General features: G+C 54.5%; 23 protein-coding genes and 3 pseudogenes. 18 read left to right on the forward strand and 8 right to left on the reverse strand.

What is annotated here, in order from left to right:
• Positions 1-936: a transketolase family protein gene (locus GBC03_23025; protein QFS72871.1), complete on the reverse strand. Its 936-nt coding sequence runs from the start codon at positions 934-936 to the stop codon at positions 1-3.
• Complete coding sequence (locus GBC03_23030; protein ID QFS72872.1) at positions 929-1,759, reverse strand: transketolase; 831 nt, start codon at positions 1,757-1,759, stop codon at positions 929-931. Before GBC03_23030 ends, GBC03_23025 begins: the two co-directional genes overlap by 8 nt.
• A gap of 361 nt (positions 1,760-2,120) precedes the next feature.
• Between GBC03_23030 and GBC03_23035 the strand changes: the two genes are divergently transcribed.
• The 8 genes from GBC03_23035 to GBC03_23070 all read left to right on the forward strand — a co-directional run bounded on the left by GBC03_23035 (position 2,121) and on the right by GBC03_23070 (position 10,984).
• Positions 2,121-3,071 carry a sugar-binding transcriptional regulator gene (locus GBC03_23035; GenBank protein QFS72873.1) on the forward strand — a complete coding sequence of 317 codons (951 nt, stop codon included), beginning with the start codon at positions 2,121-2,123 and terminating at the stop codon, positions 3,069-3,071.
• A 350-nt stretch (positions 3,072-3,421) separates the two neighbouring features.
• Complete coding sequence (locus GBC03_23040) at positions 3,422-4,942, forward strand: carbohydrate kinase (GenBank protein ID QFS72874.1); 1,521 nt, start codon at positions 3,422-3,424, stop codon at positions 4,940-4,942.
• A gap of 139 nt (positions 4,943-5,081) precedes the next feature.
• Positions 5,082-6,017: a substrate-binding domain-containing protein gene (locus tag GBC03_23045; GenBank protein QFS72875.1), complete on the forward strand. Its 936-nt coding sequence runs from the start codon at positions 5,082-5,084 to the stop codon at positions 6,015-6,017.
• A gap of 43 nt (positions 6,018-6,060) precedes the next feature.
• Positions 6,061-6,681 carry a DUF2291 family protein gene (locus GBC03_23050; GenBank protein QFS72876.1) on the forward strand — a complete coding sequence of 207 codons (621 nt, stop codon included), beginning with the start codon at positions 6,061-6,063 and terminating at the stop codon, positions 6,679-6,681.
• Between the two features lies 1 nt (position 6,682).
• Positions 6,683-8,227 carry an ATP-binding cassette domain-containing protein gene (locus GBC03_23055; protein QFS72877.1) on the forward strand — a complete coding sequence of 515 codons (1,545 nt, stop codon included), beginning with the start codon at positions 6,683-6,685 and terminating at the stop codon, positions 8,225-8,227.
• 17 nt (positions 8,228-8,244) lie between these two features.
• Positions 8,245-9,312: an ABC transporter permease gene (locus GBC03_23060; protein QFS72878.1), complete on the forward strand. Its 1,068-nt coding sequence runs from the start codon at positions 8,245-8,247 to the stop codon at positions 9,310-9,312.
• A gap of 53 nt (positions 9,313-9,365) precedes the next feature.
• Positions 9,366-10,163 carry an SDR family oxidoreductase gene (locus GBC03_23065; protein ID QFS72879.1) on the forward strand — a complete coding sequence of 266 codons (798 nt, stop codon included), beginning with the start codon at positions 9,366-9,368 and terminating at the stop codon, positions 10,161-10,163.
• A gap of 35 nt (positions 10,164-10,198) precedes the next feature.
• Complete coding sequence (locus GBC03_23070; GenBank protein QFS72880.1) at positions 10,199-10,984, forward strand: SDR family oxidoreductase; 786 nt, start codon at positions 10,199-10,201, stop codon at positions 10,982-10,984.
• A gap of 109 nt (positions 10,985-11,093) precedes the next feature.
• Here GBC03_23070 and GBC03_23075 read toward each other — a convergent pair whose 3' ends face one another.
• Positions 11,094-11,246, reverse strand: coding sequence for a Hok/Gef family protein (locus GBC03_23075; protein ID QFS72881.1), 153 nt, complete (start codon positions 11,244-11,246; stop codon positions 11,094-11,096).
• Here GBC03_23075 and GBC03_23080 point away from each other — a divergent pair.
• Positions 11,215-11,442 (forward strand): annotated as a pseudogene (locus GBC03_23080) (hypothetical protein). The gene GBC03_23075 and the pseudogene GBC03_23080 overlap by 32 nt on opposite strands.
• A gap of 30 nt (positions 11,443-11,472) precedes the next feature.
• Here GBC03_23080 and GBC03_23085 read toward each other — a convergent pair.
• Entirely contained in the window at positions 11,473-13,506 is a 2,034-nt protein-coding gene (locus GBC03_23085) for a BCCT family transporter (protein QFS72882.1), read from the reverse strand.
• A 127-nt stretch (positions 13,507-13,633) separates the two neighbouring features.
• Between GBC03_23085 and betI the strand changes: the two genes are divergently transcribed.
• From betI to betA, 3 genes are read left to right on the forward strand one after another with little or no spacing between them, the layout of a single operon-like run.
• Positions 13,634-14,224: a transcriptional regulator BetI gene (betI, locus tag GBC03_23090; GenBank protein ID QFS72883.1), complete on the forward strand. Its 591-nt coding sequence runs from the start codon at positions 13,634-13,636 to the stop codon at positions 14,222-14,224.
• A gap of 17 nt (positions 14,225-14,241) precedes the next feature.
• Positions 14,242-15,714, forward strand: a complete 1,473-nt coding sequence (gene betB / locus GBC03_23095; protein ID QFS72884.1) for a betaine-aldehyde dehydrogenase — start codon at positions 14,242-14,244, stop codon at positions 15,712-15,714.
• Between the two features lie 13 nt (positions 15,715-15,727).
• Positions 15,728-17,404, forward strand: coding sequence for a choline dehydrogenase (gene betA, locus GBC03_23100; protein QFS72885.1), 1,677 nt, complete (start codon positions 15,728-15,730; stop codon positions 17,402-17,404).
• A 43-nt stretch (positions 17,405-17,447) separates the two neighbouring features.
• Here betA and GBC03_23105 read toward each other — a convergent pair whose 3' ends face one another.
• On the reverse strand, positions 17,448-18,146 hold the full coding sequence (locus tag GBC03_23105) for a GNAT family N-acetyltransferase (GenBank protein QFS72886.1): 699 nt from the start codon (positions 18,144-18,146) through the stop codon (positions 17,448-17,450).
• A 142-nt stretch (positions 18,147-18,288) separates the two neighbouring features.
• On the opposite strand from GBC03_23105, the gene GBC03_23110 reads away from it, so the two are divergent.
• The gene (locus GBC03_23110; protein QFS72887.1) at positions 18,289-19,404 is read left to right on the forward strand and encodes a glutamate--cysteine ligase; all 1,116 of its coding nucleotides are present in this window, start codon (positions 18,289-18,291) and stop codon (positions 19,402-19,404) included.
• Between the two features lie 69 nt (positions 19,405-19,473).
• Entirely contained in the window at positions 19,474-19,722 is a 249-nt protein-coding gene (locus GBC03_23115) for a DUF1158 family protein (GenBank protein ID QFS72888.1), read from the forward strand.
• On the opposite strand, the pseudogene GBC03_23120 reads toward GBC03_23115, so the two are convergent.
• The 3 genes and pseudogenes from GBC03_23120 to GBC03_23130 all read right to left on the reverse strand — a co-directional run bounded on the left by GBC03_23120 (position 19,651) and on the right by GBC03_23130 (position 22,854).
• A pseudogene (locus tag GBC03_23120) lies at positions 19,651-21,249 on the reverse strand (DUF3327 domain-containing protein). The gene GBC03_23115 and the pseudogene GBC03_23120 sit on opposite strands and share 72 nt — an antisense overlap.
• A gap of 134 nt (positions 21,250-21,383) precedes the next feature.
• A pseudogene (gene ramA / locus GBC03_23125) lies at positions 21,384-21,724 on the reverse strand (RamA family antibiotic efflux transcriptional regulator).
• Entirely contained in the window at positions 21,721-22,854 is a 1,134-nt protein-coding gene (locus tag GBC03_23130; protein QFS72889.1) for a RomA family MBL fold metallo-hydrolase, read from the reverse strand. Before GBC03_23130 ends, ramA begins: the two are co-directional and overlap by 4 nt.
• A 192-nt stretch (positions 22,855-23,046) precedes the next feature.
• Here GBC03_23130 and GBC03_23135 point away from each other — a divergent pair, with 192 nt between their 5' ends.
• The 4 genes from GBC03_23135 to GBC03_23150 all read left to right on the forward strand — a co-directional run bounded on the left by GBC03_23135 (position 23,047) and on the right by GBC03_23150 (position 26,071).
• Complete coding sequence (locus GBC03_23135; protein ID QFS72890.1) at positions 23,047-23,628, forward strand: TetR family transcriptional regulator; 582 nt, start codon at positions 23,047-23,049, stop codon at positions 23,626-23,628.
• Positions 23,628-23,996 (forward strand): MmcQ/YjbR family DNA-binding protein, encoded by a 369-nt coding sequence (locus tag GBC03_23140; protein QFS72891.1) that lies wholly within the window; start codon positions 23,628-23,630, stop codon positions 23,994-23,996. The genes GBC03_23135 and GBC03_23140 overlap by 1 nt, the downstream gene beginning before the upstream one ends.
• Positions 23,997-24,094: 98 nt before the next feature.
• Positions 24,095-24,748 (forward strand): oxygen-insensitive NAD(P)H nitroreductase, encoded by a 654-nt coding sequence (gene nfsB, locus GBC03_23145; GenBank protein QFS72892.1) that lies wholly within the window; start codon positions 24,095-24,097, stop codon positions 24,746-24,748.
• Positions 24,749-24,823: 75 nt separating this feature from the next.
• Positions 24,824-26,071: a mechanosensitive ion channel gene (locus GBC03_23150; GenBank protein QFS72893.1), complete on the forward strand. Its 1,248-nt coding sequence runs from the start codon at positions 24,824-24,826 to the stop codon at positions 26,069-26,071.

Raw genomic sequence — 26,071 nt, forward strand, 5'->3', positions numbered from 1 at the left:
TCAAAGCATTTCCCGCGCCTGGGCCGCAATCGACTGTGCATCAAAACCGTGGTGCTGGCGCATCCAGCCGCGGTCAGCCGCCGCCGCGTATTCACCATCCGGGATCCCTAAGCGCTTCAGAACCGCGCCAGTGCCTGCTTCGGCCAGGACTTCCGCCACCAGGCTTCCCAGTCCACCGTTGATATTATGCTCTTCAACGGTGATCACCGCTTTACAGCCTTTCACTGCCGCTAACAATGCCTGGGTATCACATGGACGAATGGACGGTACGCTTACCACCGTCGCCTGAATACCGGAATCGGCTAACAACGCGGCCGCATCAACAATTTCGTGGACGGTAGAACCTGTCGCCACCAGCGCCAGCGAGTCGCCTTCACGCAAGGTCACTACGGCACCCGGCACAAAACGATAGCTCTCGTCATGCAGTTCAGGGAGCGCTTTTCCGTCCATGCGAATGTACACCGGCCCCTTGTAGCCAAGGGCATAGTCGATTATCTGTCGACACTCTCGCGGTGAAGAGGGGGCGAAGATCTGGATATTGCCAAATCCACGCATAATGGCGATATCGTCAATCGCGTGGTGCGTGCTCGCCAGCGGACCATAGCTGGCCCCCGCATTCAGACCAAACAGCTTCACGTTGGTATTGTTGTAGCAAACGTCAACTTTGATTTGCTCATTCGCGCGGGAAATCAGGAATGGCGCCGCGTTACAGGTGACCGCAACCTTTCCGCCGAGCGCAAGCCCTGCCGCCGTCCCGACCATGCTTTGTTCGGCAATCCCCACGTTGACCAGCCTGTCCGGGAACTGCTTAATGAAGGGGCCTATTTTCGCGGTGGATGTTGAGTCAGCGACGACCGGCACCAGATCAACGCCATTTTCTACCGCATCGATAAACGCCTGAACCATGACGTTCGCGAGGTGTTCTGCATTACTCATCTTTCAACTCCTCCAGAGCCAGTTCAATCTCTTCACCTTTCGGCACCCGGTGGTGCCACTCAGGACGCCCCTGGATAAACGAGATACCTGCGCCTTTTGTGGTATTGGCAATCACGACGTTTGGTTTCCCTTCCTGCTTCAGGCCTTCCAGCGTACTGACGACCGACGCCATATCATTTCCCTGGCATTCAGTGACCTGCATGCCGAAGGCACGCCATTTATCCGCAAGCGGATCGGTGTTCATGATTTCACGCGTGGGTCCGGCCAACTGGAGATTGTTCTTGTCATTGATGATCACCAGGTTATCCAGTCCATAATGCGCCGCTGCTAGCGCAGCTTCCCAGTTGCTACCTTCTGCCAGCTCACCATCGCCGGTAATTAAGAAGATACGACGGGCACTGTTGCTTTTCTTCGCCGCCAGCGCCAGCCCCACCGCGACAGGCAAACCGTGACCCAGCGCGCCGGTGTTCAGTTCAATACCTGGCGTTTTCTGGCGCACCGGATGGCCCGGAAGATGAGAATTGGCATGTTGGTATGTGCTCAGCCAGTCAACAGGGAAAAACCCCGCCTCCGCCAGAACACAGTAGTAGCAGCCTACCGCGTGGCCTTTGGACTGAATGTAGATGTCACGCTCCTCATCGTCGATGCGATCCGGGGCGACATTCAAAATGCGGAAATAGAGTGCGGTGAGCAGTTCAACCTGAGACAGGTCCGCACCGGTATGCCCTCCTGCCGGGCTGTAGGCGTTTAATTTGACGATGTGACGGCGCACCGCTCGCGCTGTGCGCTCAAGAGTCTGGATATCATAGTGCCAGGGATTCATTTAACACCTCTGAATTTATTTTCAATATGGAATATTTATTCCATCAGGGACTAAAAAAACCAGAAATCCCTTTGCTTCGCATCACACGGCTTACGCCACGGTCTCTTACTCAGGAACATTCTGCCTCCTCACCGCGACCACATTGACGTCGGGAATAATCAGTTGACCTGAAATCACTATGAATATATATTCACAAATGATTCTTTATTCAATTATGCAACCACATTTCCGTATTTGTCCATCCCTGTTTTTGAGGATTGGTTAAAGTTAGAGCTTTATCACACTTACCTGGCTTTTGTTTTCGCGTATGATAAAAGTTTCTAAGATAATGGCTGTACGTAAATGATTTTCGGGGAAATATATGGCTAAGCAGGACGAACAACGGCTATTGGTTAAAATCGCCACCCTTTACTATCTTGAAGGACGTAAACAGTCCGATATCGCTCAGCTTCTCTCGCTTTCTCAGTCGTTTATCTCCCGAGCCATTACCCGCTGTCAGAAAGAAGGGGTGGTAAAAATCAGCGTCGTACAGCCCTCAAATATCTTCCTGAATCTTGAGAAAGGGATCGAAGATCGTTACGGACTCAAACAGGCGATCGTGGTGGATACCGAAGACGATGCCACCGACCACAGTATCAAACGCGCCATCGGTTCCGCCGCCGCCCATTATCTTGAAACCCGCCTGCGGCCCAAAGATCTGGTGGGCGTCTCCTCATGGAGTTCAACCATCCGGGCAATGGTTGACGAAGTGCATACCCAGAATCTGAAAGCCGGCGGCGTTATCCAGCTACTCGGCGGCGTCGGGCCAAACGGCAATGTGCAGGCCACCATTTTAACCCAGACGCTGGCGCAACATCTTAACTGCGAGGCCTGGCTGCTCCCTTCGCAAAGCATTGAGGGATCGGTTGAGGAGAAAAATCGGCTTATCGCCAGCAAGGATGTCGCCGAGGTGATCTCGCGTTTCGATAATGTCGATATCGCCATCGTGGGGGTGGGGATCCTGGAACCGTCCCAGTTGCTTAAAACGTCGGGTAACTACTACCACGAAGATATGTTACAGGTACTGGCCGATCGCGGTGCCGTAGGAGATATCTGCCTGCACTACTACGACAAAAACGGTCAGCCGGTCTTACAGGATGATGAAGATCCGGTCATTGGCATGGCGCTAGATAAAGTCAAAAAATGCCCCAATGTCGTGGCGTTGGCGGGAGGAACTGACAAAGTTGCTGCCATCAAAGGAGCGCTGAACGGGGGCTATATCGACGTATTGATCACCGATTATCCTACCGCGCGGATGTTAGTAACAGCCTGATCCCTCCCACATATTCGGTCTTTGCGAAAAAAGAGTTCGCCGCAAAGACCGTATAAAAATCCCTATATTTCAACAAACTGAAAGGATTCACCTCCGCGCTACTATCGCGTGAACCTGATATTCTTCCCGCTGTGTAAGTGTGATTCTCAGCACAATTGATGATTTTTTCTATAGCCCAACTGAAAGATTCTGGCTAAGGTATTAAATAAATAATCAGCATCGAATATATATTCAGACAGTAAAAATACACGATGTCACAATCAAGCCTGATTAAGTAATGACGCGACAGTGAGGGAGGCCCTTTTCCCTTTAACGCCGGGACGCAATGTGACTCAGGAGATAATCAATCTATGTGTGCAGCAAAGAAAGAGTTCATCATTGCGCTGGATGAAGGTACCACCAACGCCAAAGCGGTCGCCCTGGACGCTCAGGGCGTGGTGGTCGCCAAATTTTCTCAACCGCTGGCCATTCAGACTCCGCGTGAAGGCTGGGTTGAACAATCCGGCGAGGTATTGATTGATGCATCGCTCGATGTGATTGCGAAAGCAATAAGTCACGTCGGCGCCGACAACGTCGTGGCCCTGGCTATCAGTAATCAACGTGAAACCGCCATTGGCTGGTATCGCCAGACGGGTAAACCGCTGAATTCCGCCATCACCTGGCAGTGCACACGCAGTGCGGCGTACTGCGAAGAATTGCGTCACGAGCACAAAGAACACCTGATCAAGACCACCACCGGCCTGCCAATTGCGCCGCTTTTTTCCGCCTCAAAAATGCGCTGGCTGCTGGAGTCGGTAGCGGATGGCCCGCAGCTTGCGGCCCAGGGGAAAATCTGTCTGGGCACTATCGACAGCTGGCTGCTGTGGAATTTAACCGGCGGCGAGGCCTTCAGCTGCGACTACTCTAACGCGGCCCGCACCCAGTTGCTCAATCTGCACACCGGGCAGTGGGATGACACTATGCTGGAACTGTTCCACATCCCTCGCGCCGCGCTACCGGAAATTAAACCCTCCAGTGGATTATTTGGTTATACCCGTGGCCTGAACGGCATTCCGGATGGTATCCCGGTGATGTCGATGGTCGGTGACTCGCACGCCGCGCTGTTTGGTCATGCCCTCGGCGAGATGGGGTGCGTCAAGGCCACTTACGGCACCGGATCCTCCGTAATGGCGCCGGTGACTTCTGCCCAGTGCGATATTGGCGCGCTGGCGACCACCATTGCCTGGCACGATGGTGAGAACATCATTTACGGCCTGGAAGGCAATATTCCGCACACCGGCGATGCGGTGGCGTGGATGGCAGATAGCACCGGCCTGAGCGAACTTTCTGACGCCGAACTGGCTCATGAACTGAATACGCTCCCCGCCTCCGTTGAGTCAACCCTGGGCGTGTACTTCGTCCCGGCATTAACCGGGCTCGGCGCCCCCTGGTGGGATGACAGCGCGCGCGGCGTGATCTGCGGACTGAGTCGCGGCGTCAAACGAGCCCATCTGATCCGCGCGGCCCTTGAGTCGATTACCTATCAAATCGCCGATGTCGTGGTCGCCATGCAGCAACATGAAGACTTCAGTTTGTCGGCGCTGATGGTTGACGGCGGCCCGACAAAGAATGACTGGTTAATGCAGTACCAGGCAGACCTGCTGGGTTGTCCGGTGATGCGCAGCGATGTGCCTGAACTGTCGGCCATTGGCGCCGCGTTACTGGCACGCAAAGCGCTCCACCCTGGCTCGCTCACTGATTTAAAAGCCTTTTTAACCGTACACAGCGCATTTCAGCCCGATATGGCCCGCCATCATCGCCTGCAAAAAAGATGGCAGGAGTGGCGTAATGCGGTGAACAGAACACTATGGAAACCGGCCCCGTCCGCCTGACGCCTCACCAGGGAAGATGCGTGACACCCCGACTCATTAACAGAAGGAGAACTCCGGACCATTAGCCCTGCTTTATAAGAATTCATGCTTTACGTTGTTTCACCGTACCCGACAATAACAACACAGAGAGAACATTGTCATGAAATTACGTTTAACGCTGTTAACCGCTGCAACCCTGACCGCTTTGTCTTTTACTGCCCATGCTGCAGAGAAAGGGACAATTATGATTATGGTGAATTCACTGGATAATCCGTATTACGCGTCGGAAGCCAAAGGCGCCAGTGAAAAAGCTCAGGAGTTAGGCTACAAAACCACAATTTTGTCGCACAGCGAAGATGTAAAAAAACAAAATGAATTGATTGATACCGCTATCGGCAAAAAAGTTCAGGGCATCGTTCTGGATAATGCGGATTCAACGGCCAGTGTTGCAGCCATTGAAAAAGCGAAAAAAGCCGGTATTCCCGTCATATTAATCAACCGCGAAATTCCCGTTGATGATGTGGCGCTAGTGCAAATTACCCATAATAACTTCCAGGCAGGTTCTGAAGTTGCCAACGTTTTCGTTGAGAAAATGGGGGAAAAAGGGAAATACGCCGAGCTGACCTGTAACCTCGCCGATAATAACTGTGTTACCCGTTCGAAATCTTTCCACCAGGTTATTGACCAGTTCCCGGATATGGTCAGCGTCGCCAAACAGGATGCGAAAGGCACGCTTATCGACGGTAAGCGAATCATGGACAGCATTCTGCAAGCCCACCCGGATGTGAAAGGCGTCATCTGCGGTAACGGTCCTGTTGCGCTGGGCGCAATCGCCGCGTTGAAAGCCGCAAATCGCAATGACGTTGTGGTCGTCGGCATTGACGGCAGCAACGATGAACGCGATGCGGTGAAAGCCGGTACATTGCAGGCCACCGTCATGCTGCAGGCTCAGGCTATCGCCGCACAAGGCGTGACCGATCTGGATAACTACCTGCAAAAAGGGGTGAAACCAGAGAAACAGCGCGTCATGTTCCGCGGCATTCTCATCACCAAAGATAACGCAGATAAAGTACAGGATTTCAATATCAAGTCCTGATCTCGGGTAGTTGCGCCTCTTAGGAGGCGCAGAGGAGAACATTATGTCTAAAAAAGCCTGGCTGGCGCTGGTCGTATTGACCGTAGGGGGATGCCGCATTGTCTCGCAGCAGGAGCTTGCGGATCTCAAATCTCCGCCTAATCCCCATATGTCCAATATAGACCAAACGTGGCAAAACAAAATTGTGCCGCAAATTGTTGGGCAGGCTCGTCCGGTGGCAGATTTAATGGCTGCTTTACAGGCCGAGAAGGATTTCGATAGTGCCTGTAAAAAGCTGGGCTATCGCGCTCAGGAAGAGAACCCCTGCATCTTTTACGTCAAAGTCGAAGGCAAAATTGGCACGATCGATACCGCCTCCCGCAGCGGGAAAATGACCGTCGCGGATAAAAGCGGTAGCAATATTATTGTTCAGATTGGTCCAACGCTACGCGGCACACAATTACGTGACGCCTATAAAGGCGCGACTTATGGTGATTTTAACGACCAGGTCTTATTTGGCGAGTATGGCCGCGCCATTAACGACCAGGCGATAAAAATGATTCAGGCAACCCAACTTAAAACCGGCGAACCCACGCAAGTGTATGGCGTATTTTCTGCCTGGGATATTCCTCAGACGATCCCTGATATTACGCCCGCAAAAATTGAACCGGCAGGAGGACAATAACATGCAACAGCAAGATATCGTCGCTCCCCAGCCCGCCGAATCGGAAGTGATTATCGAAACCCATAGCCTGTCTCGTGTCTATCCTGGCGTGGTGGCATTAGATAACGTCAATTATCGGGTATATCGGAATAAAGTGAATGTTCTGATCGGAGAAAATGGTGCGGGTAAATCCACCATGATGAAAATGCTTGCTGGTGTCGAAACCCCATCCTCCGGTCAAATTTTTCTGGATGGTACCCCTGTTTCGATGAATTCGACGCATCAGGCCGAAAAATTGGGTATCAGTATTATTTTTCAGGAGTTGAATTTATTCCCGAATATGAATGTCATGGACAATATTTTCATGGCTAATGAGTTTTTTCAGAAAGGGAAAATTAATGAAAAATATCAGTACGCGCTGGCGCAAAGCCTGCTCAAGCGACTGGAACTGGATGTTGATCCGTATACACCCTTAGAAGAACTGGGGATCGGCCATCAGCAACTGGTCGAGATTGCCCGCGCGCTCTCGAAAGATACGCGCGTCTTAATCATGGATGAACCGACCTCCGCGCTGAGCCAGTCTGAAGTCAAAATCCTGTTCAACGTGATTGAACAGCTCAAGCGCCGCGGCGTCACCATTATCTATATTTCCCATCGCCTGGAAGAACTCATGGAAATTGGTGACTACATCACCATTTTCCGCGACGGCCGTTTTATTAGCGAGCGTCCGGTCAGCGATGCCAGCATTCCGTGGATCATCGAACAGATGGTGGGTGATAAGAAAAAACACTTCGATTATCAACCGGCCCCGCAAGGCGACACGGTTCTCGCGGTGCAGGGACTGACAGCGCTCCATTCCAGCGGCGGCTATAAGCTCAATGACGTGTCGTTTAGCCTGAATAAAGGCGAGGTGATTGGGATCTACGGTCTGCTGGGCGCCGGACGTACCGAACTGTTCAAAGGTCTGGTGGGCCTGATGCCCTGCCAGAGCGGCAGCGTTCAACTCAACGGCGAGTGCATCGATAACGCCCACTTTCAGTCACGACTAAAAAAAGGGCTGGCGCTGGTGCCGGAAGACAGACAGGGCGAAGGCGTCGTTCAGATGATGTCGATTCAGTCCAATATGACGCTCTCTGACCTCAGCCTGCAGGGTTTTCGCCGGGCCTGGAAATGGCTGAACCCGCACAAAGAACAGGACAGCGTGAAGGAGATGATTCAGCAACTTGCCATCAAAGTGAGCGATCCCGAACTGCCCATCACCTCACTCAGCGGTGGAAACCAGCAAAAGGTGGTGCTGGGTAAAGCGTTAATGACGCAGCCGCAGGTGGTGTTCCTTGATGAGCCGACCCGCGGCATCGACGTGGGGGCGAAAACGGATGTGTATCACCTTATCGGCAAAATGGCGCAACAAGGGCTGGCAGTGATGTTCTCTTCATCAGAGCTGGACGAAGTGATGGCGCTGGCGGACCGCATTCTGGTGATGGCTGATGGCCGGATCACCGCTGATGTCCCCCGTCATGCAGTCACCCGCGAGAAGTTGATCGCGGCTTCTACACCGCAAGATTAATCAGGCTGGAATCCATCATGAACCAGAAATATATGATTTACATGTACCTGCTGAAGGCCAGAACGTTTATCGCTCTGCTGCTGGTCATCGCATTCTTCAGCGTGATGGTACCGAATTTCCTGACCACATCTAACCTGCTGATTATGACCCAGCACGTTGCCATTACCGGCTTACTGGCGATTGGGATGACGCTGGTTATCCTGACTGGCGGCATTGACCTGTCGGTCGGCGCCGTTGCCGGCATCTGCGGCATGGTGGCGGGCGCGTTACTCACCAATGGTTTGCCCATCTGGGGCGGGAACATCATCTTCTTCAACGTGCCGGAAGTTATCCTCTGCGTCGCCATCTTTGGCGTTCTCGTTGGATTCGTCAATGGCGCGGTCATCACCCGCTTTGGCGTTGCGCCTTTCATCTGTACCCTCGGCATGATGTACGTTGCCAGGGGCTCTGCCCTGCTGTTTAACGACGGCAGCACCTACCCCAACCTTAACGGTATGGAGGCGCTGGGCAATACCGGTTTTGCCACCCTGGGCTCCGGCACGCTGCTCGGGATTTACCTGCCCATCTGGCTGATGATCGCCTTCCTGGTCCTGGGCTACTGGATAACCACCAAAACCCCGCTCGGTCGCTATATCTACGCGATTGGCGGTAACGAATCCGCCGCGCGACTCGCCGGCGTGCCTATCGTCAAAGCGAAAATTTTCGTCTACGCCTTCTCCGGGTTGTGCGCCGCCTTTGTTGGGCTGATTGTCGCGTCTCAGTTACAAACGTCGCACCCGATGACCGGCAACATGTTTGAGATGGACGCCATCGGGGCCACCGTTCTGGGTGGAACCGCACTCGCCGGCGGTCGCGGACGGGTATCCGGATCCATCATCGGGGCCTTCGTCATCGTCTTTCTGGCCGATGGCATGGTGATGATGGGCGTCAGCGATTTCTGGCAAATGGTCATTAAGGGCGTCGTTATTGTCACCGCCGTGGTTGTTGACCAGTTCCAGCAAAAGCTACAGAACAAAGTCATTCTGATGCGTCGCCATGAAGAGAAACAGGCGACTGCACCCTCGGCAAATACCGTATCCAGTTAAGTAGCATCACTGCGCCGGGCATCGACTGTCCGGCTTATACAGGGGAAAGAAATATGCAACGTGATTTTCATGGTAAGACGGTCGTCATCACCGGTGCATGCCGGGGGATTGGCGCAGGCATCGCCGAACGTTTCGCCCGGGACGGCGCGAACCTGGTGATGGTCTCCAACGCTGAGCGCGTTCACGAAACGGCAGAACAGCTGCGCCAGCGTTACCAGGCTGACATTTTATCGCTACAGGTTGATGTCACTAACGAAGAGCAGGTACAGGCATTGTATGAGCAGGCGGCTGCGCGCTTTGGCTCGATTGATGTCTCCATCCAGAACGCGGGCGTGATCACCATCGATTACTTTGACCGAATGCCGAAAGCGGATTTTGAGAAAACCCTCGCCGTCAATACCACAGGCGTATGGCTCTGTTGTCGGGAAGCGGCGAAATATATGGTTAAACAGAATCACGGCTGCCTGATTAATACCTCTTCCGGCCAGGGACGTCAGGGCTTTATCTATACCCCGCACTACGCCGCAAGCAAAATGGGCGTGATTGGCATCACGCAAAGCCTGGCGCATGAACTGGCACCGTGGAACATTACCGTCAACGCCTTCTGTCCGGGGATCATCGAAAGCGAAATGTGGGATTACAACGACCGCGTATGGGGGCAGATCCTCAGCACCGATGAAAAACGCTATGACAAAGGTGAACTGATGGCGGAATGGGTTAAAGGCATCCCCATGAAACGCGCGGGTAAACCAGAAGATGTCGCCGGGCTGGTCGCCTTCCTCGCTTCTGACGATGCACGCTATCTTACCGGACAAACCATCAACATTGATGGTGGCCTGATTATGTCGTAATACCCGACGGGGTATTTGTGAAGAGAGTTATCACTATGATCGCAAAAGATTTTGCTCAACAACTGTTTAACCTGCAAGGACGCGTTGCTTTCGTCACTGGCGCAGGGAGCGGCATCGGTCAGACCATTGCCTGGGCGCTGGCCAGCGCGGGCGCGCGGGTCGTCTGTTTTGATCTGCGCGAAGACGGCGGACTGAAAGAGACGGCTAATCATATCGACGCGATTGGCGGCCAGGCGGCGCTCTATACGGGAGATGTTCGCCAGCTTAGCGACCTTCGCGCCGCCGTCGCCCTGACCAAAGAACGGTTTGGTCGTCTGGATATCGCGGTGAATGCCGCCGGTATAGCCAACGCCAATCCGGCGCTGGAAATGGAAAGCGAACAGTGGCAGCGCGTTATCGACATCAACCTCACGGGCGTATGGAACTCCTGTAAGGCCGAAGCAGAACTGATGCTGGAATCTGGCGGCGGCTCAATCATCAACATCGCCTCGATGTCCGGAATCATCGTTAACCGTGGTCTTGAACAAGCGCATTACAACAGCTCGAAAGCGGGGGTTATTCATCTCTCGAAGAGTCTGGCGATGGAATGGATTGAGAAAGGCATTCGCGTGAACTCAATCAGCCCAGGATACACCGCCACGCCGATGAACACCCGCCCTGAAATGGTTCATCAGACGCGTGAATTTGAGAGCCAGACGCCAATCCAGCGAATGGCAAAAGTTGAAGAGATGGCCGGTCCGGCGCTGTTCCTCGCCAGTGATGCGGCCTCATTTTGTACCGGCGTCGATCTCGTCGTTGATGGCGGATTTATCTGCTGGTAAACAGAAATTCGCCCGCAGCCGTAACTGACTGCGGGCGATGTGATAAAGCGGGTGCCGTCTCATCCAGACCTGACAAGCGGATATGCGGGGATAGCTCCCCGCATAACGGCTACTTCTTCGATTCGTAAGCGAGAACGGCCTTAAACTCAATACCACGCTCCCTGACGCTGAACTCACAGAGTGAATCCCGCACGAGGAGTGTGAATCCCAGCACTGTAATGCAGAGTGCGATGACTGCCATTAAGGCATATTTCGTCAGCATGTATTGCCTCCATGCGAAGAAGAGACTACCATCCGAATTGTTCAGGTTTGGATTGGTAGCCTCAAGGTTGATAGCACTATCTCCTTGGGGCTTTCTTCTTTCCAGACCTCAGCAACGGCCTGAAGCTGGAAAGCATCAGGCACCCGCCGTTATCGTACTCTTCTTCTATCCCGACACTGTATATTTACACAGCTAAACTTCATTTTCGGAAAACATTTAGACAGTCCTACATACCCGGGAACAGCACGCCATTTCCCGGCGCTTCGCGATCCAGATGGATGAAGTTCAGATGGCGTTCATACTGGTCGAGAATATCGGTAATCACCTGCTCTTTGCTGTAGTCCATCAGGTCATTACCCTGACTGCCTTCCAGCAGGAACGTCTCCAGACGGTAATAGGTCGATTTCCCGCTGCGCGCGCGATAGGTAAAGCCCGGTATCGCATATTTCTGCGGCCAGATTTGGTAGATAAAGTTACGTTCATCGCCCATGTGCACCCGCAAATCGAGGTGTCCCAGACTTTCGCCTTCCACAGGCGGCAGACTTTTCAGTTCGACATGCGCGCCACGCAGTGTTAACTCCTGCGCCACCTCTTCCATCGCCGGGAAGCACACGTTCTCCATCATTTCGCGGGTATAGCGCGTACCGGGATAGTTCATCAGCCGCGACAGGCGTTTTTTCCAGCTCAACCGATCCTGCACGCCCATGGGTCGCGGCGCAGTATTCCGGTTAGCGCTCTCACGGCGATAATCTTCCACCTTCAGCGACTTATACAATCCCGCCATAATAAAGAAAATGACAAAGCTGAACGGCAGTCCCATGATCACCGTCGTGTTCTGCAAGGCTGAAATCCCGTTCGTCATCAACATTCCCAGCGTCAGCAAACCGATCGCCACCGACCAGAAGACGCGCAGCCATGACGGGGCATCACTGTTGATATCCTTCAGTTTCGAGGTGAAATTCCCCAGCACCAGCGCGCCGGAATCCGCTGACGTGACATAAAACAGCAGGCCCGTGATGGTGGCCACCGACGCGCTGAAGGTAAACGCCGGATACTGCGCCAGCAGGCTGTAGAATCCGCGTTCCGGATGCGCCATCGCCTCCTGGGCAAAGCCCGCATCGCCGTGAATGATTTCATACAACGCGCTGTTGCCGAACACCGATAGCCACAGCAGGGTAAAGGTGAACGGAATAATCAGCGTTCCGAAGACAAACTGACGGATGGTACGCCCACGCGAGATTCGCGCAAGAAACAGGCCGACAAACGGCGACCAGGCCACCCACCACGCCCAGAAAAACAGCGTCCAGTTATTCATCCACTCAACCGGGCGATCGAAGGCAAAGCTGTTGAGCGTCATGCCCATAAAGCGATTCACATAGTCGCCCACGTTCAGCACCAGGGCATTGAGCAGGAATGAGGTATCGCCCATAAACAGGACGAAAAGGATCAGCCCCAGCGCCAGCAGAACGTTAAGCTCTGAAAGCACGCGGATGCCCTTATCCACCCCGGAAGTGACCGAAATCGTGGCAATCACCACCGACAGCACAATCAACGCCGCTTTCGCCGCCATCGAATCCGGAATATCAAACAACACGCTCAGGCCATAGTTGAGCTGAACCACACCAATTCCCAGCGTCGTGGCGATACCAAAAATGGTGCCAATGACGGCGGCGATATCAACGCTATGCCCGATCGGCCCGTTAATGCGTTTACCAAAGATGGGATAGAGCGCGGAACGGATAGTCAACGGCAGGTTATAGCGATAGCTGAAGTATCCCAGCGCCATGCCCATCAGGGCATACATCGACCAGCCGGTCAGGCCGTAGTGGAATAACGTCCAGACCATCGACTGACGCGCCGCTTCAATCGTCTGCCCCGCGCCTTCCGGCGGCTGCATATATTGTGTTACCGGCTCCGCCACGGAAAAGAACATCAGGTCGATACCAATCCCGGCGGCGAACAGCATGGCGGCCCAACTGAGCAGGCTGAATTCCGGTTTCGACTGCTCCGGCCCGAGTTTGACCGAGCCAAAGCGCGAGCAGGCGATGAAAACAACAAAGACGATGTACAACGTGGCCGCCAGCAAATAGTACCAGCCGAAGGTTTTTGAAACCCAGTTCAACGTCCGGCCAATCCAGACGGCGGAGAAATCGCTAAAAAAGATGGTGGTCAGGGAAAACAACAAAATCAGCCCGGCGGACGTGTAGAAAACCACCGGATTGATTTTGTCCTTTTCTCTGCACTGTGGAAGGTCTGACATCCAGTATCCTCACATTTTTTGTAACTATTAAAAATCAAATTCGCAACAATTAAGACACATTTTATATTGAACGTCCAATCAAAAACCGCTTTAATGGTTAAACAAAACTGATGAATGGAGTCCCAAAATGCCCAAACTGGGGATGCAGCCGATACGGCAGCGGCAGCTGATTGACGCCACGCTGGAAGCGATAAATGAAGTCGGGATGCACGATGCGACGATTGCGCAAATCGCCCGTCGCGCCGGGGTCTCAACCGGGATCATTAGCCATTACTTTAAGGATAAGAATGGATTGCTGGAGGCGACGATGCGCGACATCACCAGCCAGCTGCGTCACGCCGTTTTGCATCGACTCCATGCGCTACCGGGGGCGCGCGCGGAACTACGATTGCGCGCCATCGTGGCGGGAAACTTTGACGAGACCCAGATAAGTCATGCCGCAATGAAAGCCTGGCTGGCGTTCTGGGCCAGCAGCATGCACCAACCGATGCTGTACCGACTGCAACAGGTCGCCAGCAAACGCCTGCTGTCGAACATTGTTGCCGAATTTAAGCGCGAGCTGCCGCGTGAACAGGCGCAACAGGCGGGTTACGGATTAGCGGCGCTGATAGACGGGCTGTGGCTCCGTGCGGCATTAAGCGGTAAGCCGTTTAACCTCAGTCTCGCCCAGGCGCTGACCACCCATTTCATCAGTCAGCACTTACAAAAAAGCCACTGACTCAGTGAGGAGAATGCATGTCCCGAATGGCAGAACAACAGCTTTATATTGATGGTGGTTATACGGCCGCCACCAGCGGTCGGACTTTCGAGACGATCAACCCTGCCAGTGGTGAGGTCCTTGCCACCGTACAGGCCGCAGGCCGTGAGGATGTCGACCGCGCGGTGAAAAGCGCGCAGCGCGGACAAAAAATCTGGGCGGCGATGACCGCCATGGAACGCTCGCGCATTCTGCGTCGGGCGGTGGAGATACTGCGCGAGCGCAATGACGAACTGGCGAAGCTGGAAACGCTGGATACCGGCAAACCGTTCAGCGAAACCGCCAGCGTCGATATCGTGACCGGCGCAGATGTACTGGAATACTACGCCGGGCTGATCCCCGCGCTGGAAGGAAGCCAAATCCCCCTGCGCGAGACCGCCTTCGTTTACACCCGACGTGAGCCGTTGGGCGTCGTCGCCGGGATTGGCGCATGGAACTACCCGATTCAAATCGCGCTGTGGAAATCCGCGCCGGCGCTGGCGGCGGGCAATGCGATGATCTTCAAACCCAGCGAAGTCACTCCGCTAACCGCCCTGAAGCTGGCGGAGATCTACAGCGAAGCCGGTTTACCGGACGGCGTCTTTAATGTCCTGCCGGGTGAAGGGGCGGAAACGGGCCACTATCTGACCGAGCATCCGGGCATTGCCAAAGTCTCCTTCACCGGCGGCGTCGCCAGCGGTAAAAAAGTGATGGCGAACTCTGCCGCCTCCTCGCTGAAAGCGGTGACGATGGAACTGGGCGGTAAATCGCCGCTGATCGTTTTCGAGGATGCCAACGTTAATCTCGCCGCCGATATTGCGATGATGGCGAATTTCTACAGCACGGGCCAGGTCTGTACCAACGGAACTCGCGTGTTTATTCCGGCGCGGATGAAAAGCGCGTTCGAGCAAACCATTCTGTCTCGCGTGGCGCGGATCCGCGCAGGCGATTTATTCGATCCCGCCACCAATTTTGGCCCGCTGGTCAGCTTCCCGCATCGCGAAAATGTCCTGCGCTATATCGAAAGCGGTAAAAACGAAGGCGCAACGCTGCTTTGCGGTGGCGATGTGCTGAAGGGCAGCGCGTTCGACCACGGCGCCTGGGTTGCTCCTACGGTGTTCACCGACTGCCACGATGAGATGACCATCGTACGCGAAGAAATTTTCGGCCCGGTAATGGCGATCCTGACTTACGAGAGCGAAGACGAGGTCATTCGCCGCGCCAACAACACCGATTACGGTCTGGCGGCGGGCGTCGTCACCCAGGATCTCAACCGCGCACATCGCGTCATTCACCAGCTTGAAGCCGGGATCTGCTGGATCAACACCTGGGGCGAATCCCCCGCAGAAATGCCGGTTGGCGGCTACAAGCATTCCGGCATCGGGCGTGAAAATGGCGTAATGACGCTGCAAAGCTACACCCAGGTGAAATCCATCCAGCTCGAGATGGCGCCCTTCCAGTCTGTATTTTAAGCAGGAGGTTTCATTGCATTTTGACTACATCATTATTGGTGCCGGCTCCGCTGGCAATGTACTGGCAACACGACTGACAGAAGACAGCAATACCACCGTTCTGCTTTTGGAAGCAGGCGGTCCGGATTACCGTGCAGATTTCCGCACCCAGATGCCGGCAGCGCTGGCCTTCCCGTTGCAGGGAAGGCGCTATAACTGGGCGTATGAGACCGAACCTGAACCGCACATGAACTACCGCCGTATGGAGTGCGGACGTGGCAAAGGGCTGGGCGGTTCCTCGCTGATTAACGGCATGTGCTACATCCGTGGCAACGCCCTGGATCTCGATCGCTGGGCGGAAGAACCCGGACTTGAGCACTGGAGCTATCTCAACTGCCTGCCCTATTACCGCAAAGCGGAAACCCGCGATGTGGGTGCCAATGACTATCACGGCGGCGATGGCCCGGTCAGCGTGACCACGTCAAAACCGGGGGTAAACCCGCTGTTTGCAGCGATGATCGAGGCGGGTGTCCAGGCGGGTTACCCGCGAACCGATGACCTGAACGGCTATCAGCAGGAAGGCTTTGGCCCGATGGACCGCACCGTGACACCACAGGGGCGTCGCGCCAGCACCGCCCGGGGTTATCTGGATCAGGCGAAAAAGCGCCCGAACCTCACTATCGTGACTCATGCCCTGACCGACCACATCATTTTTGACGGTAAAAAAGCGGTCGGCGTGGAGTGGCTCGAAGGCGACAGCACCATCCCCGTCAGCGCGACGGCCCGAAAAGAAGTGCTGCTGTGCGCGGGCGCGATTGCCTCGCCGCAGATCCTGCAACGCTCCGGCGTGGGTGATGCCGCGCTGTTAAAAGCGCATGCGATTCCGCTGGTTCACCATTTGCCTGGCGTCGGTGAAAATCTACAGGATCACCTGGAGATGTACCTCCAGTATGCGTGTAAAGAGCCGGTCTCTCTCTACCCTGCCCTGCAGTGGTGGAACCAGCCAAAGATCGGTGCCGAATGGCTGTTTGGCGGGACTGGCGTTGGGGCCAGTAACCATTTTGAAGCGGGCGGATTTATTCGCAGCCGTAAAGAATTTAGCTGGCCGAATATTCAGTACCATTGCCTGCCGGTAGCCATTAACTATAACGGTTCGAACGCGGTGAAAGAGCACGGTTTTCAGTGTCACGTCGGCTCGATGCGCTCGCCGAGTCGCGGTCATGTGCAGATAAAATCGCGCGATCCGCGCGAGCATCCGGCGATTCTGTTTAACTACATGTCAACGGAGCAGGACTGGCAGGAATTCCGCGATGCGATTCGCCTTACCCGTGAAATCATCAACCAGCCGGCGCTGGATAAATTCCGTGGGCGGGAGATAAGCCCAGGCATTGACTGTCAGAGCGACGAACAGTTGGATGCGTTTGTGCGTAACCACGCGGAAACCGCGTTTCACCCCTGTGGCACCTGTAAAATGGGCGTTGATGAGATGGCCGTGGTCGATGGCGAAGGCATCGTGCACGGCGTGGAAAATCTGCGCGTGGTGGATGCGTCGATCATGCCGCAAATTATCACCGGCAATTTGAATGCCACGACCATCATGATTGGCGAGAAAATCGCCGATGCCATTCGCGGTCGCGCACCGCTGGCAAAAAGCACCGCGCGCTATTACGTGGCGGGCGATGCGCCGGTACGCAAACCGGCACTGCGCTAATCGTGATTTCCGCTCTGATGGCAGAGCGGAGTTTCGCTTATCGCTACCGACACTGCGCCAGGGTCTGCCGTTGTTGACCGTGTTCGTCAAAATTCTCCGGCGCTAACCAGCGCTGCAATGCGCGGTCACACACAGGCCACTCACCATCAATCATCGACAACCAGTCGCTGTCCCGATTGCGGCCTTTGCGCACAATTTTCTGGCGAAAGCGGCCTTCGAATACAAACCCTAACCGCTCTGCCGCCCGACGCGACGCCAGGTTCAGAGAGTCACATTTCCACTCCACGCGGCGATACCCCAGCGCAAACGCATACCGCAACAAGAGCCAGACGGCTTCCGTACCCAGTACACTGTTTTTCATCCGCGGCGACCAGGTGACATGGCCGATTTCAACGCTGCCGTGCTCCCGTTCGATCGCCATAAAGCAGACCAGCCCCACCGCACGTTCAGCGCGGGTATCCACGACAGTGAAAGGCACCAGCGCGTCATCGTTCGCTTTCCCGCAAAGCCAGTGGAACGTCGCCGCAACGCTGTCGGGCCGACTGCTCGCCAGCCACGTCCAGTCCCGCTCGTCGTCGGCCTGCGCATAGGCGTCGAACAGATCGCCAGCATGACGTTCCGGGTCAAGCGGCTCAAGACGACACCAGCGGCCTTCCAGCACGGTTCGTTCCAGAACCGACGCGCCATGCCAGTCCGGCAGCGCGTCGCCAACCGTCTGACCATACTGATTCATTTCCGGCACAGCTCACTCCTTACGCAACGATAAAATCTGGTTATAGCAGTTCCCGATTCGTCTTCAAAGCGCCACTTTCAGATTTCTTCTACCGCTGCGGATCTCCCCATCGCTTCTATACTGAAAGCAAATCACCTGGGAAACGAACGCCATGCCACTACCCGATTTTCACGTCTCGGAACCGTATACCCTCGGAATTGAACTGGAAATGCAAGTGGTGAATCCACCAGGTTATGACCTGAGTCAGGACTCTTCGACGCTGATTGCCGCGGTGAAAGACCGGGTGAGCGCCGGAGAGGTGAAGCACGATATCACTGAAAGCATGCTGGAGATGGCCACCGACGTCTGCCACAGCATCGATCAGGCCGCCACGCAGTTTTCCGCCATGCAGCAGGTGATCCTGCAGGCGGCGGCTGAGCATCACCTTGAAATTTGCGGCGGCGGCACACATCCGTTTCAGAAATGGCAGCGCCAGCAGGTATGCGACAACGAGCGCTATCAGCGCACGCTCGAACGCTTTGGCTATCTCATCCAACAGGCCACCGTGTTTGGACAGCACGTCCACGTCGGCTGTCCCAGCGGAGATGACGCCATTTATCTGCTGCACGGGCTGTCACGCTTTGTCCCACACTTCATTGCGCTCTCGGCGGCGTCACCCTATATGCAGGGATCTGACACCCGCTTTGCCTCGTCGCGCCTGAATATCTTCTCCGGCTTTCCCGATAATGGACCGATGCCGTGGGTCAGCAACTGGCAGGAATTTGAGGGTTTATTCCGGCGACTCAGCTATACGAACATGATCGACAGCATTAAGGATTTGCACTGGGATATTCGCCCCAGCCCGCATTTTGGTACCGTCGAAGTGCGGGTGATGGATACGCCGCTGACCCTGTCACATGCGGTAAATATCGCCGGATTAATCCAGGCTACCGCCCACTGGCTGCTAACCGAGCGTCCGTTTAAGCATCAGGAACGAGATTACCTGCTGTATAAATTCAACCGCTTTCAGGCCTGCCGCTATGGGCTGGAAGGCATTCTGACCGATGTGCATACCGGCGATCGCCATCCGTTGTCAGAGGACACCCTGCGCCTGCTGGAAAACGTGGCGCCATCGGCAGATAAAGTGGGCGCGACCAGCGCCATCGAGGCGTTAACCCGCCAGGTGAAAAACGACCTCAATGAAGCGCAGACAATGCGTGAGTTTGTCACCGGGGGCGGTTCGCTCATCGGACTGGTGAAAAAACATTGTGAGATCTGGGCAGGGTAAGCGGAGCGGGTTTGCGTTAGCCGGGAAGATCCCGGACAATGGCTTTTTTAACTCAAGTTTAACAATGCCATGAAACACCCGCTTGAATCCCTGATGACCGCCGCCGGTATTCTGCTGCTGGCTTTTCTCTCCTGCCTGCTGCTTCCGGCGCCGTCGCTGGGACGGGTACTGGCGCAAAAGCTGGTTGCGACCTTTCATCTGATGGACCTCAACCAGCTCTATACGCTGCTGTTTTGTCTGTGGTTCTTAGCGCTTGGCGCTGTTGAATATTTCGTGCTTCGCTACGTCTGGCGTCGATGGTTTTCGCTGGCTCGCTAAGCCGGTGAAATCCCGCATTCCATAGACCAGCGCTTCACACCACGCGGCATAGTCGTGACCGCTTGACCACGGGTGAAAGCTGACCGTGTAGCCTTTCTCCCGGAGCACCTTTTCAAACGCCAGCGTATTGCGATAAATCCCGCCGTTTGGCCCCTGCGTTTCAAAGCGTCCGGCCTGCAACCAGAATTTCACCGGATAACGCGGCGACGCCTGATACTGCTGCGTCAGCCAACTGGCCTCCTCTCCTTTGGGTGCCCACCAGTAGGAAGGCTCAGCACGTTGCCAAACAAGCGCGGATGGCGCAGCGCCACCCATGACGACGCTAATCCGCCATAGCTGGAACCCGCCAGCACCGTTTTTTGTCGCGGGAGAGCAATACCCTGCTGGCGTAGCCAGGGCACCAGTTCGTAAGCCATAAAATCGGCAAACGTCGGGTTTGGCGGCAGCTCTTTACCGCGCCGTGAGTGATCGAGAGAATCCACAAACACTACGTTGATGGGCGGGAGTTGATGGCGGGCAATCAGTCCGTCGATAACCCGGTCGACATGGTATTCATCCAGATAGGTCTTGCCGTCAAACAGGATCAGCGTCCAGCGCGCGGGTTGCGCGGTGCGAGGGCGATAAACGGCCACTTCACGCGTATTGCCCAACCGCGCGCTGGTGAGCATTTTTCGCGTCAACGCGCCGTGACGCAACGGCTGCGAGATGGCCTGCGCGGAACAAAAACGGGATGGACTGAGATCGAGCAAAGACGACTGATTCCAGCGATCGGCAGACTTCGCACCGATCGTCAGCGGATTGAACGGATCGGTCTGAGCGCTGATCGCGTGGCGAGCCGCTGACCCGCGGAACATCCGGCGCCAGCTTATACTGCATAACCGTATCCGCCGGGACAACATAGCTACGGAACCAGACGTCGGAATGGCCTAAGCGGAACAGCGGCTCGTGATCGCCCGCCGGTGAGCCAAAAAGAAAAACGTTCTGTTTTGCGCCACGCCAGAGAAAGGTCACGCGCTTATGATCGGCATCAAAGGGTTCCACCAGCGGTGTACCGTAACGCTGACGGTCCTGCCAGAATTCCGTGGTGCCTGCTCCCGCCTCAAGGGCTTTTTCCAGTTGCTGCAAAACGGGACTGACCGGGGCCACACGCTGAGTACGCGGTAATGGCGGCGTCTCTTTCATCTGCCAGGAGAAACGCCAGCGCATCCCTTCGTTGCCGTGCAGCACCAGCGAGGTAACCTGTTGTTGAGGCAGTGAAAACAGCAGTTGATGCTCACCATCGGCAGGACCACCTTCCAGCAGGGTACGAATGCGTCGATTTTGACCATCGAGCAACCGGGCATCGGTAATGCCGGAAAGCGTTGCGGAGACATAGTTTTCATTCAGGGCGGGGAGAACAAAACAGATTTCCCCACTGGCATCAAACTTCCCTTGCTGCTCCCCCTGCACCGAGGGTGTCGAACACGGCATTGCCTGAGCCGACACCGTCCCCAGCCCAAGAAGCAAACCACTCCATGCCATCTTCATTGGCCAACCATTCCTTATGAAATTTGTTAGCCACGCTAATGTAAATGGGAATTATTTGCAATAATATTTAGGCAAGTGCAGAGACGCTAAGGCAGGGGAAACCTTTCCTGATAGCTCTCGCTACCAGGAAAGGATCAGTGCGCCCGACTGTGGTTTTTTTTGCGGTAGGCACCCGGCGGCTGGTTAAACGTGCGGGTAAAATACGGGTAAAGGTCTGCTGGGAGTCAAACCCGTAGCGCAGACAAATGTCATACACTTTTGCGTCGGATTCGCGCAGATCCCGCGCCGCCAGCAGCAGTTTACGCTCGCGAATGTAGCGCCCCAGGCTCTCCCCTTTGTACTGCAAAAACAGACGCTGCAAGTGCCACTTGGAGTAGCCCGCATGCCGTGCGATCTCGTCAATACGCAGCGGCTGATTCAAATTATCATCAATCCACTCGACAATGCTGTCGATAACCTGAGCAGAAATGGTCATTCGGAACTCCTCTCCTGCAAATGTGTTGCCTTTTCCCACCATGTTGTGAACCGTTGCGCTGAATCGTCCAGCTTCACCGGTTCACCCTGCATCGGGGTAAGCAGACGGTACGCTTTATTTCGACTGGCCAGTGCCAGACGTTTGTAGGGGTCATCCCAGCTATGCTTTGCCAGCACAAAGCGTCCGGCATGACCGGGTAAAATCGCTTTTGCCCGCAAATCCAGAGCGGCCTGCGCGGTCTCTTCCGGCATCATGTGAATGTACTTCCAGTCCTGATCGTATTGGCCGTTCTCCATGATGGCGAGATCGATGCCGCCAAACTGTTCGCCAATTGCCCTGAAATGCGGCCCATAGCCCGAGTCGCCGCTGTAATAAATTTTCTGTTCCGGTGTTTCGAACAGAAAACTGGCCCACAGCGTCTGATTGCGCTTGATACCGCGCCCGGAGAAATGCCGCGCGGGCAGCACGTGAATCATCAGTGAATCGTCGACCCTGACAGACTGATTCCAGTCACGTTCTTCAATAATGTCGCCATTCATTCCCCAGTAACGCAGATGCGAGCCAACGCCCAGTGGCGTGAGCACGCGCTTCACCTTCGGCATTAACGCGGTGATGGTGGCGTAATCCAGATGGTCATAGTGATCGTGAGAAATGATCAGCAGGTCGATCTCCGGCATCGCCTGCGCCGTCCACGGATACTCCCCGGCGAACGCTTTGTTGAGAAACGAAAACGGTGCGGCATAGCTGCTGAAAACCGGGTCAATCAGAATACGTTTGCCGCCCAGTTGCAGATACCACGAGGAGTGCCCCATCCAGATCAGGGTATTCTGCTCAACCGGCAGGCTGGCGAGATCGGTGGCAACCAGGGGTAATGGCCGGGCTGGCCGCGCATTTTCACGCTTCGCGACCAGAAACTCCCACCATGCTGCGAGCATACTTTTGTTTCCGGTATAGCCCGGCGTTGGCACCTGATTATGAAATTGCCCATCACGGTAGTTCGCAGATTGCTCTACCTGACTAAGCTGAGCGCCCTGTGGCGCCTGGCCGAAGCCCGCATTAAGGACAAACGGTAACGTTGCTGCACTGGCAATGAGCATAATAACGACCACACACACGGAGAGAGGCTTCATATCCTGACCTGTAAAACGCGCCCCTGTCCGATGGTTTGCGCGGCTGACTCTTGATTATGAGTGAGTAAGCACTCATTATAGAAATCGGAAGTTTCGCGTCAAGATGATTTTCAATCTTTGACATTCACCGTTGCGGCGCTGCAAAGGCCGTGTTTCAATCATCTTTTTAAACAATCTTAAGGGTAAAGTGTAGTGGCTCGTCCGAAGAGTGAAGACAAAAAACAGGCATTACTGGAGGCTGCAACCACGGCCATTGCGCAATCCGGGATCGCGGCATCGACCGCTGTGATAGCCCGCAACGCAGGCGTGGCAGAAGGAACGTTGTTTCGCTATTTCGCGACAAAAGACGAGTTAATCAACGAACTTTATCTTCATCTTAAACAAGGTCTTTGCCAGTCGCTGATCGAGAACCTCGATCGTTCACTGACGGATACCAAAGTGCTGACCTTTTACATCTGGAGCAACTATATCAGTTGGGGTCTCAACCATACGCTGGGGCATCGCGCCATTCGCCAGTTAGCGGTCAGCGAAAAAATCACCAAAGAGACGGAACAGAAAGCCGACGATCTGTTTCCTGAGCTACGCGATCTCTGCCACCGTTCGGTGCTGCCGGTCTTTATGTCCGATGATTATCGCGCCTTCGGCGATGCGCTATTTTTAACGCTGGCAGAAACGACAATGGAATTTGCCGCTCGCGAACCGGCTCGCGCCAGCGAATTTATCTCCCTGGGCTTTGAAGCGATGTGGCGCGCCCTCACCCGTGAGGAAGCATAATGGATGAAAAAACGCTGTACGAATGCGCGCGCCGTCTGGCGCTGGCGTTTCCGTTTACCGAACACTGCTGGCCGTTCGGTCCGGAGTACGACGTGTTTAAAGTCGGCGGCAAGATCTTTATGATCGTTACCGAATTTAACCGCCGCGCGGTGATTAATCTGAAAGCCGATCCGGAGAAATCGCTGCTAAATCAGCAAATTTACCCCAGCATTACCCCCGGTTACCATATGAACAAAAAGCACTGGATTTCCGTCGCCCCCGGCGATGATATCAGTGAGTCATTACTGGACGAACTGGTTAATGATTCGTGGAATTTAGTGGTCGATGGCCTGGCCAAACGCGACCAAAAACGGATCCGCCCTGCCTGATTGGTCGCGAAAGCCGATAACTGTTTTCGCATTTTCTCTCTTATCATCTTCCAGAGAACCTTGTAACCTGCGGGTATTAAAACCAACCGGGAGTAGTTATGGATATCGTTTCAGTGGCCTTAAAGCGTCACTCCACCAAGGCATTCGACCCTAGTAAAAAACTGACCGCTGAAGAAGCAGAAAAAATCAAAACGCTGCTGCAGTTCAGTCCGTCCAGCACTAACTCTCAGCCGTGGCACTTTATCGTTGCCAGCACCGAGGAAGGCAAAGCGCGCGTGGCAAAATCTGCCACCGGTAGCTATGTCTTCAACGAGCGTAAAATGCTCGATGCCTCGCACGTTGTGGTGTTCTGCGCTAAAACGGCGATGGACGATGCGTGGCTGGAGCGTGTAGTCGATCAGGAAGAGGCCGATGGTCGTTTTGCCTCTGCCGAAGCGAAAGCCGCCAACCACAAAGGTCGGACATTCTTTGCCGACATGCACCGTAAAGACCTGAAAGATGATGCGCACTGGATGGCAAAACAGGTTTATCTGAACGTCGGTAACTTCCTGTTAGGTGTTGGCGCACTGGGTCTGGACGCGGTACCGATCGAAGGGTTCGACGCCGCCATACTCGATGCGGAATTTGGCCTGAAAGAAAAAGGCTTCACCAGTGTGGTCGTGGTTCCTGTGGGTCATCACAGCGTCGAAGATTTCAACGCCTCGCTGCCAAAATCTCGCCTGCCGCTGGAAACCACGCTGACAGAGGTGTAATTCACCCAGCGCCCTGCATTTGCATAATTTCCCCTCAGCGGTCATCATTGACCGCTGTTTTATAAAGGAGAAATTATGCAGGAATTAATTACCCAGGTTGAAGATTTAGCGGGTATTGAAATGAATCACACCACCTCGCTGGTGGTGATTTTCGGTATTATTTTTCTCACCGCCGTCATTGTGCATATTATTTTGCACTGGGTGGTACTGCGCACATTCGAAAAACGTGCCATCGCCAGTTCCCGTCTGTGGCTACAAATAATTACCCAGAACAAGTTATTCCATCGTCTGGCGTTTACCCTGCAGGGGATTATCGTCAATATTCAGGCGGCGCTATGGTTGCAAAAAGGCAGTGAAGCGGCAGAAATTCTGACCACCTGCGCGCAATTGTGGATCATGATGTATGCCCTGCTGTCGCTGTTTTCATTACTGGATGTCATCTTAAATCTGGCGCAAAAATTCCCAGCAGCCTCTCAGCTTCCGCTCAAAGGCATATTTCAGGGTATTAAACTGATTAGCGCGATTATCGTTGGCATTCTGGTGATCTCGCTGTTAATGGGTCAGTCCCCGGCGATTCTGATTAGCGGTCTGGGCGCGATGGCGGCCGTGCTGATGTTAGTATTTAAAGACCCGATTCTTGGGCTGGTTGCCGGTATTCAGCTTTCCGCTAACGACATGCTGAAACTGGGTGACTGGCTGGAGATGCCGAAATACGGCGCTGACGGCGCGGTGATTGATATTGGTCTGACAACGGTGAAAGTCCGCAACTGGGACAATACCATCACCACCATTCCCACCTGGTCACTGGTTTCTGATTCCTTTAAAAACTGGAGCGGCATGTCGGCCTCCGGCGGTCGGCGTATTAAACGTAGCATCAGTATTGACGCCACCAGCATTCATTTTCTGGATGATGATGAAAAGCAGCGACTGTATAAAGCGCGCCTGCTGAAGCCTTATCTGGATACGCGCCATCAGGAAATCGACGAATGGAATCAACAACTGGATGCGCCAGAATCGGTATTAAACCATCGCCGGATGACCAATATCGGGACTTTCCGCGCCTACCTGAACGAATATCTGCGCAACCATCCGCGCATTCGTCAAGATATGACCTTAATGGTGCGTCAACTGGCACCGGACGATCACGGTCTGCCCATCGAAATTTACGCCTTTACCAATACCGTCGTCTGGCTGGAATATGAAAGTATTCAAGCCGATATTTTCGACCATATTTTTGCGGTGGTGGAAGAGTTCGGCTTACGTATTCACCAGTCGCCCACCGGCAATGACATTCGCTCGCTGGCGGGAGCCTTCACCCAATAG

This window comes from Citrobacter telavivensis (assembly GCA_009363175.1).
Taxonomy (GTDB): domain Bacteria; phylum Pseudomonadota; class Gammaproteobacteria; order Enterobacterales; family Enterobacteriaceae; genus Citrobacter_A; species Citrobacter_A telavivensis.

Bases quoted from the DNA above. Each gene is read 5' to 3' on its own strand.
- GBC03_23025 (QFS72871.1), bottom strand. From the start codon at position 936: ATGAGTAATGCAGAACACCTCGCGAACGTCATGGTTCAGGCGTTTATC.
- GBC03_23030 (QFS72872.1), bottom strand. From the start codon at position 1,759: ATGAATCCCTGGCACTATGATATCCAGACTCTTGAGCGCACAGCGCGA.
- GBC03_23035 (QFS72873.1), top strand. From the start codon at position 2,121: ATGGCTAAGCAGGACGAACAACGGCTATTGGTTAAAATCGCCACCCTT.
- GBC03_23040 (QFS72874.1), top strand. From the start codon at position 3,422: ATGTGTGCAGCAAAGAAAGAGTTCATCATTGCGCTGGATGAAGGTACC.
- GBC03_23045 (QFS72875.1), top strand. From the start codon at position 5,082: ATGAAATTACGTTTAACGCTGTTAACCGCTGCAACCCTGACCGCTTTG.
- GBC03_23050 (QFS72876.1), top strand. From the start codon at position 6,061: ATGTCTAAAAAAGCCTGGCTGGCGCTGGTCGTATTGACCGTAGGGGGA.
- GBC03_23055 (QFS72877.1), top strand. From the start codon at position 6,683: ATGCAACAGCAAGATATCGTCGCTCCCCAGCCCGCCGAATCGGAAGTG.
- GBC03_23060 (QFS72878.1), top strand. From the start codon at position 8,245: ATGAACCAGAAATATATGATTTACATGTACCTGCTGAAGGCCAGAACG.
- GBC03_23065 (QFS72879.1), top strand. From the start codon at position 9,366: ATGCAACGTGATTTTCATGGTAAGACGGTCGTCATCACCGGTGCATGC.
- GBC03_23070 (QFS72880.1), top strand. From the start codon at position 10,199: ATGATCGCAAAAGATTTTGCTCAACAACTGTTTAACCTGCAAGGACGC.
- GBC03_23075 (QFS72881.1), bottom strand. From the start codon at position 11,246: ATGCTGACGAAATATGCCTTAATGGCAGTCATCGCACTCTGCATTACA.
- GBC03_23085 (QFS72882.1), bottom strand. From the start codon at position 13,506: ATGTCAGACCTTCCACAGTGCAGAGAAAAGGACAAAATCAATCCGGTG.
- betI (QFS72883.1), top strand. From the start codon at position 13,634: ATGCCCAAACTGGGGATGCAGCCGATACGGCAGCGGCAGCTGATTGAC.
- betB (QFS72884.1), top strand. From the start codon at position 14,242: ATGTCCCGAATGGCAGAACAACAGCTTTATATTGATGGTGGTTATACG.
- GBC03_23110 (QFS72887.1), top strand. From the start codon at position 18,289: ATGCCACTACCCGATTTTCACGTCTCGGAACCGTATACCCTCGGAATT.
- GBC03_23115 (QFS72888.1), top strand. From the start codon at position 19,474: ATGAAACACCCGCTTGAATCCCTGATGACCGCCGCCGGTATTCTGCTG.
- GBC03_23130 (QFS72889.1), bottom strand. From the start codon at position 22,854: ATGAAGCCTCTCTCCGTGTGTGTGGTCGTTATTATGCTCATTGCCAGT.
- GBC03_23140 (QFS72891.1), top strand. From the start codon at position 23,628: ATGGATGAAAAAACGCTGTACGAATGCGCGCGCCGTCTGGCGCTGGCG.
- nfsB (QFS72892.1), top strand. From the start codon at position 24,095: ATGGATATCGTTTCAGTGGCCTTAAAGCGTCACTCCACCAAGGCATTC.
- GBC03_23150 (QFS72893.1), top strand. From the start codon at position 24,824: ATGCAGGAATTAATTACCCAGGTTGAAGATTTAGCGGGTATTGAAATG.